Consider the following 13,139-nt stretch of genomic DNA (forward strand, 5'->3'; position numbering starts at 1 on the left):
GTCTATTTTCTAATAGGATGGGTAAACCTATCAACTTCAATTGATCGAGAAGTGGTCAGATTTTCTTTAAATTTATCATAATAGTGCAGAAAACGATAGTAAAAACAGAATCATAAAAATGAAGTCCTTATTTACATTAGGGCTTCTTTTTTTGAAACAGCAAATAGAGCGGCATTGGTTCTTCATATTTCAAGTGGGGTGTTATTTTAATATAGCAGTAGTTTTTATACTGCATTAGCCTACCTTTGTAACCTTTATCCTCTTATCTTGTACTTGGAACAGTACACAACAACAGATTGAAATTAATAAAAATAAGTATTCACAAGTAATCATTTTTACTTTATAATAATTATCATAAAGTTGCGGGTGGGCAAAAATGAAAATCATTCTCATTACATCGTCCTTTTGCCCAAAAGGTAGAAATAAAATTCGCTAATAATGGTGGTGAAGATCATGGAATTAGTGACATATCAAATAGATAAAAAAAGTAAAGAATCAATGGAACCTACAAAAAAAATAGATCAATATTTGGAATTTGTTTTTGCCATCTCAAGTGGATTGTTAACATTTGTCGCGTTTTTACTGGAAAAATCAAGTTTTCATTATGCAGTTACTTTTTATGCTATGGCATTTCTTATTGGGGGATATGTAAAAGCAAAAGAAGGACTTGTGGAGTTATGGAAAGAACGTGAATTCGGTGTGGATTTACTTATGATGGTAGCTGCAATTGGCGCAGCATCAATCGGATATTGGTTGGAAGGAGCACTACTCATCTTTATATTTTCCTTAAGTGGAGCACTAGAGACATATACAATGGCTCGAAGTGAACGAGATCTATCTAAGCTGCTCAGTCTACAACCTGAAGTTGCGACAATCGTTTTCTCAGATGGTTCGGAGGCTGAAGTTCCAGTCTCACAGCTAAAAGTGGATGATGTTGTCGTTGTAAGACCTGGTGGGAGAATTCCAGTAGATGGGGTTGTGTTAGAAGGATCTTCAGAAGTTGATCAAGCAAGCATTACAGGAGAATCAATTCCAGTAGCAAAAGTCATGAACGATGAAGTATACGCCGGGACTATGAACAGCACTGGTTCACTTTTCATTAAAGTTACAGTTTCTAATGAAAATAGTTTATTCGCAAAGATCGTAAACATGGTAGATCAAGCTAGAGAAGAGGTACCAGAGTCTCAACTAAAAATAGAACGTTTAGAAAAAACATATGCAAAAGTAATTTTACTGGTAACGTCTATTTTATTATTTGCTCCTCACTTTATTGTTAGCTGGAGTTGGTCAGAGACTTTCTATCGGGCAATGGTCTTTCTAGTTGTAGCTTCTCCATGTGCTTTGGTTGCATCCATTATGCCTGCCATTTTGTCTGCAATGTCAAATGGATCGCGAAAAGGAATTTTGTTTAAAAATGGGATGCAACTCGAAATCTTGTCTGAGATAAATGTTGTAGCTTTTGATAAAACAGGTACTTTGACAGAAGGAAAACCGAAAGTAACCGATATTGTACCGTTTGTGGAATTGGAAGAAATGAAATTACTACAAGCTGTAGCTTCTATAGAGTGGTTGTCTGAACATCCGATTGCAAAAGCAATCGTTTCCCATGCAAAATGCAAAGGGATAGATCGTACGAAACCAGAGATGCTCCAAGCGGAAACTGGTTATGGTGTCAAAGCAAATTACCGTGGAGAAGAGTGGAGAATCGGTAAACCAGAATGGTTTTTCCTGACGAGTGAAAGGCAGAGATCAGTTCAAGAATTGGAAGCTCAAGGAAAAACAGTTGTGATCATAGAAAGGAAAAAAGAAGTAATCGGTGCTATTGCGTTAAAAGATACAATAAGAAATGATGCTAAATCTCTGATTCAATCACTGCATAAATTAGGAATTCATACAGTAATGTTGACAGGTGACCAAAGACGAACAGCAGAAGTTATTGCAGATGAATTAGGAATTAAGGAGTACTACAGTGGTTTACTGCCTCAAGACAAGGTTAATAAGGTAAGAGAATTAAGGGAAACTCATGGTAAAATTGCAATGGTAGGGGATGGCGTAAACGATGCTCCAGCATTGAGTCAAGCAAGTATGGGTATTGCGATGGGGGCAGGAGGAAGTGATATTGCTCTAGAGACTGCTGATGTTGTCCTGATGAATGATAAGCTTTCACGAATTACTACAGCTGTCAGTTTATCCAAGAGAATGAAGCGGATTGTGCAGCAGAATCTTATTTTTGCAGCAACCGTTATCTTACTCCTCTTGCTCTCTAATTTTACGGAGTTGATCAATTTGCCTTTGGGAGTAGTTGGACATGAAGGTAGTACGATTTTGGTTATTTTAAATGGATTGCGTTTATTACGGTAAAAGAGGATTTGCTTTCTTTGTTTATAAAAAAAGAAGCAAGAAGGTAAAGCGAAGCCTTATCTTGAATAAGATAGAACACCAAAAATAGATATGTGCAGGAGTAGGCTCTCTAACCCTACTCTTTTTTTTGTCTGGAAACGGAGGAGGTAATGAGAAGACTATGTATTGTGGGTTCACCGGGTTCTGGCAAGTCGACTTTAGCAAAAAAATTAGGTTGTCTATTAGAGATAGAAGTTATTCATTTGGACAAACTTTTTTGGAAACCTGGTTGGAATGCTGTTTCAACTGAAGAATTAGCAAGATTGCAAGAAAAATATTTGCAAAAAGACAGCTGGATAATAGATGGTTCTTACACTAGTGTCTGGAAACAAAGGCTTGAAAGGGCAGACACGATCATTTTTTTAGATATTTCGCGGTGGATTTGTCTTTATCGTGTATTCAAACGTTACGTTTTAACTTGTAATCAAACAAGATCGGATATGGGCAGCGGTTGTCTAGAGAAGATCGATTTTGCTTTTTTGTTGTATGTTTGGAGATACCCAGCACACCGTAGAAACAAAGTATTGGCGATGACACAGAAATATACCACTCAAAAAAATATCATTATCTTACGCAATGGTAAAGAGGTAACGGAGTTTCTGATAAACATAGAGCAAGGCAATCGATAAGATGGATTGCCTTGCTTTAAAAAATAAAAGTTGTTTAAACCGTGACCGTTTTTTCTACTTCTACAATTTCCTTCGCATGTTGTTCTAAAACATTAGCAACAGCTATTCCTTGATTTGGTTCTGTTTTAGCGATAATGCGGATATAATTTTCTGCTTTGTTTGGTGTATGTACATCAAGTACAGCAGGTCCTTCCACTATTTGTGGCATATCTGTTTTTAGTTGGTTCAATTTTGCTTGGAGTTCTGATATGTAAGGGAGCATATCTTGTCCATTGTTATAAGGAATTTTCACATTGACGATCGTATTGGAAGTACCTTTTGAATGGTTGGTCAGTGATTTTAACTCGCGATTTGGTATAAAGTGAAGGTCTCCATTAAGATCACGAATTTTTAAAACACGTAGCCCTGTCTGTTCTACTACACCAGAAAATCCGTTAACGGTGATGTGATCATTTACATTTACTTGGTCTTCCATCAAGATAAAGAAACCTGTTACAATATCACTTACAAGACCTTGTGCACCAAAACCAATAGCTAAGCCAATAATTCCGGCGCTGGCGATGAGTCCTGTTGCATTGATACCAAACTGATCCAGTAATGCAACTATCGCTACAAAGAAAAGGACATATCCAATAAAATTGCTGGCTAAACTGGCTAGCGTTTGTAGGCGAGGAATTTCTTTTTTTCTTCCAACGATAAAACGATAAATAATTCCTTTGATAATCAAAAAGGCTATGTAGGTAATAGCAATAATAACAAGACAACTGATGATGACCTCAGAAACATGAGCCCAATTGATATTAAAGTTCCAATTCATAATATCTTCCTTTCTTGTTAGGATAAATAATGGGAGTAGGTATAATATAGCATATTTAAAAATAAAACATATAAGAAAATTCAATCAAAGATAAAAATGTTTGCTAGATAATTTTCTTTTGAAAAGGGATTGACACAGTGGATATTATATCGTATCATAGTTTTTGTCGCTGAGCCGAAGTGGCGGAACTGGCAGACGCGCACGACTCAAAATCGTGTTCCTATGGAGTGTGGGTTCGAGTCCCACCTTCGGTACCACCAAAATTGCATATCGGGGTGTAGCTCAGTTTGGCCAGAGCACTCGCTTTGGGAGCGAGGGGTCGCAGGTTCGAATCCTGTCACCCCGACCACACAATTTAGGTGTAAGATAGAAAAAGACATGTTAGAGAAAAAATCTAATATGTCTTTTTCTTTTGATAGGGAGGAAATGAATTGAAAGAAGTTACAGTCTATACGGATGGAGCATGTTCTGGAAATCCAGGTCCAGGTGGATGGGCAGCTATTTTGATATATGGCGATCAAATGAAAGAAATCTCTGGCGGAGAGCTGAAGACAACTAATAATCGAATGGAACTAATGGCTGTTATCCGATCGTTAAAAATATTAAAGCAAACTTGTAGAGTAAAAGTTTATTCAGACAGTGCTTATATTGTCAACTGCTTTCATGAAAAGTGGTATGTGAAATGGGAAAGGTCAGGTTTTAAGAAAAACGAAGACTTATGGAGAGAGTTACTAACATTATATCGAAAACATGATGTGGAGTTTATAAAAGTAAAAGGACATAGTACTGTGGAGCTAAACAACCGTTGTGATGAATTAGCTCGAGCAGCTGTTCCAAAATAAGAAGGGAGGTAGGACGATGGATGGATCGCAATTGAAAGAGAAACTAATGGAGAAAGCTAAGCAATTAGGAATCGATAAAATTGGTTTTGCATCTGCTGATCCCTTCTTAGAATTGAAAGAAAGATTGCGTGAACAACAAGAGCGTGGATTTGCTTCAGGCTTTGAAGAAAAAGATATTGAACTTCGTACGCATCCAGAAAAGCTAATGCCAACGGTAAAAACCATAATTGCGATCGCCATCGCTTATCCTGCCAAACTTTCAAATCCTCCAAAATCAGAACTTGGAAATTACAGAGGAATCTTTTGTCGAGCTTCTTGGGGTACGGATTACCATCAAGTCCTAAAACAAAAGTTGGATGATCTTGCCGTTTATCTACATTCACTTATTCCAAATGCTACTATTCAATCCATGGTCGACACCGGGGCTTTAAGTGATCGAGCAGTTGCAGAACGTGCAGGAATTGGCTGGAGCGGCAAAAATACTTCTATTATTACAGAGGAATTTGGTTCTTGGGTGTACCTAGGAGAGATGTTGGTAGATGTGTATGTTCCACCAGATGAACCGATTGAAGATGGTTGTGGGGAATGCACGTTATGTATGACAGCTTGTCCAACTGGAGCTTTGGTAGAACCAGGTAGATTGGATGCACAATCCTGTATTGCCTATCTGACACAAACGAAGACGATGATTCCTGAAAAATATCGAGATAAAATTGGTAATCGCCTGTATGGCTGTGATACATGTCAAACGGTGTGCCCGAAAAATAGAAAGCGATATTTTGATCATCATGAAGCATTGAAACCAGATAGAGAAAAAGTAAAGCCTTTGTTGAAACCACTGTTAAAACTTAGTAATCGACAATTTAAAGATCAGTATGGAAGTATGTCTGGTTCTTGGAGGGGGAAAAATCCAATCCAGCGAAATGCAATTATTGCCTTAGCTCATTTTAAAGATAAATCTGTAGTTACCCAGTTGACTTCCATGCTTCAACAAGATGCTCGTCCGATGATTAGAGGGACCATAGTATGGGCACTTGGGAAAATTGGCGGAGAGGAAGCAGAAAAAAGTTTGCAAAAGGCAATTTCTATCGAAGGCGATGCAATGGTTAAAAACGAGATAGAGTCAGCGCTCTATAAATTAAAAAAGAGCAAATAAAAACCAATCTCTTATTTTTCTATAGAGGATTGGTTTTTTATTTTGGAAATAATCCTGATTGGAGTAATATTATGATACATTACCATAATCCTATTTTTCCGTTAAGTAAAAATTTTTGGTTTGACACTCCACACGGCTAAAACCGTTGGATTCTTGGGACGATAGCCTCATGACTATTTCATTACCAAGCTAACCCCGTGTGCCCCACGGTTTACGTATGTTAATTTCTTATTGCCGCGAACAACTTGGTTTTCGTCTTCTGCGATTAGACATATATTACTATGCGAATACTCGTTTGTAAATTACTTTCTTCAAAGGTTGGATTGGTGAAAGAAAATCCCTTCCCTTGTCCAACGCTCGTTTTCATCCCACGATTTAAACCGTGGGTTCTCTCGCTCACAATGCTATAATAATAATCAGCAATTCAATTTATTTTGAGTAAATGAAATATGATTTCACCAAACAACAAAGGAGCAGACAACATGACTACTTCAACCCCAAAAAATTCCCAAAAAGTCATACATCCAAAAGGACCAAAGGGGTTCGGTCTTCTTTCTTCTCTTCCTCGGTTAGCCAAAGATCCTTTTGGTTATTGCATGAGTGAGGCAGCAAAAAGTGATGGTCTTGTACGCCTCGGTTCTGGTCCAGCCCGTGCATATTTAGTAAGTCATCCAGATTATGTTCATCATATCCTGATTGAGAACGCTTCCAATTACATAAAAGGGAGTATTATGGATGGTATCAGGTTTGCTTTAGGTAATGGGTTATTTACAGCAGAAGGGGATCACTGGAAACGACAAAGGAAATTAATGCAGCCAGCTTTTCATCCGGGCCAAATTGAAAAGGTAGCATCTATCGTAAATGAAGAAATCAAAGAAGCAGCACAAAGATGGGAAAAATGTTCAGAAGAAAATTTGCCATTGGATATGCTTCAAGATGCAACACAAACGAATGTACAAGTGGTACTTAAATCATTACTTGGCACATCTATTAATTCAGAGCAGACCCGAAAGCTAGTGGAATTGACAAACGCTGTTTTTCAAGGGATGACAAAGAGAGTTTGGACATTTTTTGTCCCGAGTTGGCTTCCTACACCTGGGAAATCTGCCTACCGACAGGCAATTGTTCAATTGGATCAAGAAATTTATTCGATTATCAATCAGCGAAGACAATCGAGTGAGTCAGGAAAAGATGATTTACTGAATGTTTTATTAGAAGCGAAAGATGAAGATGGACAATATATGACAGACAAACAAATAAGGGATGAGGTTTTTACTATCTTCCTAGCAGGGTATGAGTCTACAGCAAGCAGTGTGACATGGGCTGCTTATTTGCTCAGCCAAAACCCAATCATTGCGGACCGGGTCTACGAGGAAGCAAATAAGGTATTAAAAGATCGGATGCCCGAATACATGGATTTGAAGGAATTGAAATATGCTCGAATGGTATTGAATGAGACATTGCGATTATACCCAGCTTTTCCGATGTATTTTCGTACTTCAGTAGAAGAGGATACAATAGGAAACTATGTCATACATGGAAATTCGGCTGTCATTTTAAGTCCTTTTGCAACTCACCATGATTCTCGATTTTGGCCAGATCCAGAAAAATTTGATCCAGACAGATTTTTACCTGAGCGTTTTGATCATACTGCACGCAAAGCCTATTACCCATTTGGAAAAGGCCAGCGATTATGTATTGGACAAGATATGTCATTGGCAACTGCCCTCATCATGATGGTTGCATTTGTGCAAAAGTATGAATTCACGCTTGTCCCTAACAAAAATGTAAGTCCTCGTTATGCGATGACTTATCAACCTGCTGAGATGCCTTTATATTTGAAAAAAAGAAACAATATTTAGGATCAGAATAATCAATATTCACATTGTTTCTGTGAATGTACTTTTTTAGTGACCACATTCCACCCTCTACATATAGATGAATAGTGGAGGGGAGAAGCTATGTATAATCGTGAACGAGCAGTTACTTATGCAAATACTTATTGGAACTCGCATAACCCGGCATTTCGTTACTTTTCGATTAATGACTGTACAAATTTCATTTCTCAGTGTTTACATGCAGGGGGATATCCTATGGTTGGCGGTAGTGACCGTGGCCGAGGCTGGTGGTACCGCAAAGGACACCCTGATAACTGGAGTTACAGCTGGGCAGTTGCCCATAGTTTACATGGATTTTTGCGCAGTCGGGCACAGAGGGTTTCTCGAGTAGAAGAGTTACAAATCGGAGATGTTATCTGCTATGACTTTGAAGGCGATGGCAGATGGAATCATAATACCATTGTGACGTATAAAGATGAAAATGGTCAAGCGTATGTTAATGCCCATACGAACAATAGCCAAAATCGTTACTGGCAATATCAAGATTCAGCAGCATGGACTCCAAATATTCGATATGATTTTTTTCACATCCGCTAAACCTACAATGCAGTGCTTGTAGGTTTTTTTGATCGACGCATAAGGTAATGGTCAATTAGGGTAGCAATTCCATTTGCATCATTGGAAGGAACTTCATGAGTGGCGTGTTTTTTAGCTAAAGGGTGAGCATTACGAACTGCCGCTGCTAAGGATGCAATTTGAAACATGGAAATATCATTGCAATGATCACCAATAACAGCAGTTTGATCCATAGTGAAATTTATCAATTGCAGCACTTTTTGAAGAGCTCTTCCTTTAGAGGCATGGCTCGGCAATATTTCAAAATATTCATCCGCTGTTTGGGTAAATTCTACATAATTAGCAAGTGGATGCGTATGTGACCATTCTTTCAGCATATCGATTTCTTCACATGTTCCGATGAGCTGAATTTTAAAAATAGGTTCAAGTAGCTTTAACCCCGGAGGAAATAATCGAATACGTATAGGGAGCTGATCCAGTACTTCTCTGGTGGATATACGCATTCTTCGCACATACATACTTGTAGGGCTGTAGAGGAGGATATCTGCTGTTATTGGTAGCTTTCGAATATCCTGTAATAAAGTTTCCAATAGATCCGCAGGTAACGTGTATAAGGGAATAATACGATCTTCCAAGGGTAAATAGATAGCTGCCCCATTATAAATAATGACAGGTTCTTCTACTTGGAGTTCCTCCAAATATATTTTACATTCTGCTAAACTTCTACCAGTGGCAATGGAAAATCTTCCTCCATCACTCCGGAAATCGTTTATCCTTTTTTTTACTATATGAGGTATTTGATTGGCGGAATTTAATAATGTTCCATCTAAATCGGTCACTAATAGAGGGTATAATGGGTACATAACGATCAACCTCACAATTCGTATGTTAGAATGGATCTGCGTTTTGTGGTAATAATCGTATGACTAAAAAAAGAAACATGCCGATGAGAGAGACAATCCCAAACAATAGATAGACATAGTGGATATTGCTATGTTCCAATACAATCCCACCTAACAAGGTAAAAAACCAGTTCCCAAGACCAAGACCTACTCCGCTATAAATTCCTACAGCAGTTGTTTGAAATGATTTGGGTGTAAGAGATTGTACATATTGGAGAGATACAGGGATGAATATTCCCAAAGAGAAGCCTTGAGCGATGTTGATAAGGTAAATAAAATTTGTAGAAGAGTGATAAAAAAATAACAAATATTGAATAGCTGAAACGAAGGAAGCTACAAATAAAATCGTAGCAATATTTATGTGTTTTAGTAGTTTTCCGGCGAGATTCATAAAAGGAACTTCACTGCCTACACTGATCAGAAAGCTGATGCCCAACCCTGAAATTGTTCCTCCTAAACTGATGTATAAAAGTCCATAAAAAGAATTATTAGACAGCATGGTTCCATAAACCAGAAAGCATGCGAGAAGAAAGAGTAAAAATCTTTTATGGGTCATCAATTTTTTTATATGTCTTAGTGAGGGCTTGCTTTGCGTAATCTGTGATGGCTGAGATGGTAGTTTCCAAGCATAAAAAGCAGATAAGACTAAAAACAGGGAGAAGGTGTAAAAAATAATTTTAAGAGAATACAATTGGGCTAATTGCCCTAATGCCCAAATAGACAAACCATACCCAACAGCACCCCATAAACGAAAGTTACCAAAAGATAAATTGAATTTTTCAGTGTAACTTAAAATGATACTGGTAGATACTGGCTCAATTGCAGCTTGCAAAAAAGCAAGACAGATGGATAATAAAAGAAATAGAGAGAATCCACTAAGCATTGGGAATAAGAGCCCTAATCCAGCTGATAATAGGATAGTAATGATCAAAATCAAATGAAAACGTTTGGTTATGTCTGCTACATACCCCCAAAGAGGTTGGACAAAGAGTACAATAAGAGGATTGATGGATGCAATTATACCGATTTGTGATCCAGTAAATTGTAGATCTTGTAAATATAAACTAAAAAGAGGTGCAAAAGCCCCTAACGCGATAAAATACGTCAAAAAGAAACTAGAAATAATATAATTATTTTTTTTGGTTGAGGAATAAATCAAAGGATAACTCCTTTTTCGTTTCTTTCATTATAAAATGATAATTTTTATATTGAAAGTGTAAAATAATACATTAATTTCTAATGATAAATGACAGGAGAATTAAATATGCCTTTTCATATTGTATTAGTTGAACCTGAGATTCCTCCTAATACTGGAAATGTTGTTCGTACATGTTCGGTAACCGGAGCAAAATTGCACTTGGTAAAACCTCTTGGCTTTGCCATTGATGATACACAATTAAAGCGAGCTGGTTTAGATTACTGGCATGATTTAGATATTCAAATGTATGATTCTTTTCAAGAACTTCGCGAAAAGTATCCCGACCGCCGCTTTTTTTGTGCTACAACGAAAGCCAAACAGTCTTATACATCGTTTTCCTATCAAGAAGGTGATTTTTTTGTGTTTGGAAAAGAAACAAAAGGGTTAGATGCTTCCATCCTAGAAGCAAACAAAGACAGTTTGATCCGTGTTCCTATGATGCCAAAAGTAAGATCCCTTAATTTGGCAAACTCAGTAGCTATTGTGCTTTATGAAGGGTTACGTCAGCTCGATTTCCCAGGTTTGAAGTAGGAGAAATGGATATAAAGATCAGCCTAATATGCGAAAACAACAGCAAATTAGGCTTTCTTGATGTATAATGAATAGTAGAGAATAGAATTTCAAATTCATTCTTATGAATTAATGGCTTGTACAGTGGATTTTCTCTCATTTGCCTAGGAAATTTGGATATATTACTAACTCCCATTTTTCTAAAAGTTTAAAACTTATCGTATCCTTTTGCTATAGAAAAGCATATAGTAATATACACTTTTTCTCTATTTATAGGTTTTAAAGTAGGGGTATTGGTGGAATACGATAATAAACGGTTAAGCAAGTGAAGCTGGTTCTTACCGGAGAGGAGGCTTCCATTGGACATCTTAAAACGTATTTCCGACTACCGTGAAAATGAGTTGAATTTCCTGTGGGAAGGTACGTTTGCTGACTATCTGCAAATTGTGAAGGAATATCCGCAAGTGGCTGAGACTGCACATTCACGTGTTTACAATATGATCAAAAGCCACGGTGTAAAGACACATGCAGATGGTAGAAAAACGTATTTGTTTTTTAGTGAGGAGCTCTTTGGTCTCAATCATTCAATCGAGCGATTGGTAGAGGAGTACTTTCACTCAGCAGCACGTAGGTTAGACGTGAGAAAAAGAATTCTTCTCTTGATGGGGCCAGTAAGTGGAGGTAAATCAACAATTGTTGCCATGTTGAAGAAGGGATTAGAACAGTATTCTCGTACGGACGAAGGAGCGCTATATGCGATCAAAGGTTGTCCGATGCAAGAAGACCCACTAAACCTAATTCCAAGAGAGTTAAGAGCCGAAGCTGAAAAAGAGCTAGGGGTTCGCATTGAGGGTAACTTATGTCCATCTTGTCGTTTCCGTCTGAAAGAAGAGTTTGGTGGTCGTATTGAAAATATGACTATCGAGCGTATTTTACTCTCAGAAGATGAGCGGCAAGGAATTGGTACTTTTAGTCCCTCTGATCCAAAATCTCAAGACATTGCTGATTTGACTGGTAGTATTGATTTTGCGACTATTACTGACTACGGTTCAGAATCAGACCCGAGAGCTTACCGTTTTGATGGAGAACTAAATAAAGCAAATCGTGGATTGATGGAGTTCCAAGAAATGTTGAAATGTGACGAGAAGTTCTTATGGAACTTATTGTCTCTCACACAAGAAGGTAACTTCAAAGCAGGACGATTTGCCCTGATTTCTGCAGATGAGCTAATTGTTGCTCATACTAACGAATCCGAATACAAATCTTTTATTGCAAACAAGAAGAACGAGGCATTGCAGTCTCGGATGATCGTAATGCCGATACCATACAATCTGCAAGTAACAGCAGAAGAACGTATTTATGAAAAGTTAATCAAACAAAGTGACCTGTCCCATATCCACATTGCACCACATTCTTTCAGAGCTGCCGCTATTTTTTCAATCTTGACCCGTCTTAAAGATTCCAAAAAACAAGGTGTAGATCTACTCAAAAAGTTGAGACTCTATGATGGTGAGGCTGTCGAGGGTATGAAAGATATCGATGTCCAAGAACTGCAAAATGAGTTCTTAGACGAAGGTATGTCAGGTATTGACCCTCGTTATGTCATCAATCGGATATCCAGTGCCTTGATTCGTACTGATCAAGATTACATCAATGCATTAGATATCTTACGGTCACTAAAAGATGGACTAGATCAACATCCTTCGATCACAGCCGAACAGCGTGAGAAATATTTGCATTTTATTTCAGTAGCTCGAAAAGAGTACGATGAAATTGCAAAAAAAGAAGTTCAAAAAGCATTTGTTTACTCTTATGAAGAATCTGCCAAAACATTGATGGATAATTATTTGGACAATGTGGAGGCATATTGTAACTGGGGCAAAATTCGTGATCCACTTACTGGAGAAGAAATGGAACCAGATGAGAAATTGATGCGCTCGATAGAAGAGCAGATCGGTATCTCAGAAAATGCTAAAAAAGCATTCCGAGAAGAGATTCTCATCCGTATCTCTGCATTTGCAAGAAAAGGAAAGCGCTTCGATTACAACAGTCATGAACGTTTACGCGAAGCAATCCAGAAAAAACTGTTTGCTGATTTAAAAGATGTAGTGAAAATAACTACTTCTACAAAAACACCTGATGAAATACAACTGAAAAAAATGAATGAAGTTATTTCCCGATTGGTAGAAGATTATGGCTATACTCCTTCCAGTGCGAACGGACTACTGCGTTATGTAGGAAGTTTACTCAATCGATAACCTAACAAGGCGG

General features: G+C 37.7%; 10 protein-coding genes, 2 tRNA genes and 1 pseudogene. 10 read left to right on the top strand and 3 right to left on the bottom strand.

The features are described from left to right. Positions 1-453: 453 nt before the first annotated feature. Complete coding sequence (locus tag AC5WOF_RS15375; RefSeq protein WP_496050832.1) at positions 454-2,361, top strand: heavy metal translocating P-type ATPase; 1,908 nt, start codon at positions 454-456, stop codon at positions 2,359-2,361. Between the two features lie 149 nt (positions 2,362-2,510). Then, positions 2,511-3,029, top strand: coding sequence for a DNA topology modulation protein (locus tag AC5WOF_RS15380; RefSeq protein WP_496050833.1), 519 nt, complete (start codon positions 2,511-2,513; stop codon positions 3,027-3,029). A 34-nt stretch (positions 3,030-3,063) separates the two neighbouring features. Here AC5WOF_RS15380 and AC5WOF_RS15385 read toward each other — a convergent pair whose 3' ends face one another. Then, positions 3,064-3,846, bottom strand: coding sequence for a mechanosensitive ion channel family protein (locus AC5WOF_RS15385; RefSeq protein WP_496050834.1), 783 nt, complete (start codon positions 3,844-3,846; stop codon positions 3,064-3,066). Between the two features lie 173 nt (positions 3,847-4,019). On the opposite strand from AC5WOF_RS15385, the gene AC5WOF_RS15390 reads away from it, so the two are divergent. From AC5WOF_RS15390 to AC5WOF_RS15415, 6 genes and pseudogenes are all read left to right on the top strand, one after another. After that, positions 4,020-4,103 (top strand) — tRNA-Leu (locus AC5WOF_RS15390). 14 nt (positions 4,104-4,117) lie between these two features. Next, positions 4,118-4,195, top strand: a tRNA-Pro gene (locus AC5WOF_RS15395). Between the two features lie 82 nt (positions 4,196-4,277). After that, on the top strand, positions 4,278-4,688 hold the full coding sequence (gene rnhA, locus AC5WOF_RS15400) for a ribonuclease HI (protein ID WP_496050835.1): 411 nt from the start codon (positions 4,278-4,280) through the stop codon (positions 4,686-4,688). Between the two features lie 16 nt (positions 4,689-4,704). Beyond that, positions 4,705-5,844, top strand: a complete 1,140-nt coding sequence (gene queG / locus AC5WOF_RS15405; RefSeq protein WP_496050836.1) for a tRNA epoxyqueuosine(34) reductase QueG — start codon at positions 4,705-4,707, stop codon at positions 5,842-5,844. Positions 5,845-6,326: 482 nt separating this feature from the next. Beyond that, positions 6,327-7,706 carry a cytochrome P450 gene (locus AC5WOF_RS15410; RefSeq protein ID WP_496050837.1) on the top strand — a complete coding sequence of 460 codons (1,380 nt, stop codon included), beginning with the start codon at positions 6,327-6,329 and terminating at the stop codon, positions 7,704-7,706. Between the two features lie 84 nt (positions 7,707-7,790). Next, positions 7,791-8,279: pseudogene (locus tag AC5WOF_RS15415) on the top strand (amidase domain-containing protein); the annotation flags it as partial. Between the two features lie 2 nt (positions 8,280-8,281). On the opposite strand, the gene AC5WOF_RS15420 reads toward AC5WOF_RS15415, so the two are convergent. Both AC5WOF_RS15420 and AC5WOF_RS15425 read right to left on the bottom strand, forming a co-directional pair. Next, positions 8,282-9,121 (bottom strand): Cof-type HAD-IIB family hydrolase, encoded by an 840-nt coding sequence (locus AC5WOF_RS15420; protein WP_496050838.1) that lies wholly within the window; start codon positions 9,119-9,121, stop codon positions 8,282-8,284. Between the two features lie 25 nt (positions 9,122-9,146). Next, the gene (locus AC5WOF_RS15425; RefSeq protein WP_496050839.1) at positions 9,147-10,319 is read right to left on the bottom strand and encodes an MFS transporter; all 1,173 of its coding nucleotides are present in this window, start codon (positions 10,317-10,319) and stop codon (positions 9,147-9,149) included. A 105-nt stretch (positions 10,320-10,424) separates the two neighbouring features. Between AC5WOF_RS15425 and trmL the strand changes: the two genes are divergently transcribed. Then, positions 10,425-10,889, top strand: a complete 465-nt coding sequence (gene trmL, locus AC5WOF_RS15430; RefSeq protein ID WP_496050840.1) for a tRNA (uridine(34)/cytosine(34)/5-carboxymethylaminomethyluridine(34)-2'-O)-methyltransferase TrmL — start codon at positions 10,425-10,427, stop codon at positions 10,887-10,889. A 338-nt stretch (positions 10,890-11,227) separates the two neighbouring features. Beyond that, complete coding sequence (locus AC5WOF_RS15435) at positions 11,228-13,126, top strand: PrkA family serine protein kinase (RefSeq protein ID WP_496050841.1); 1,899 nt, start codon at positions 11,228-11,230, stop codon at positions 13,124-13,126. The last annotated feature ends 13 nt before the right edge of the window (positions 13,127-13,139 follow it).

The organism is Shimazuella sp. NTD250 (assembly GCF_059510375.1).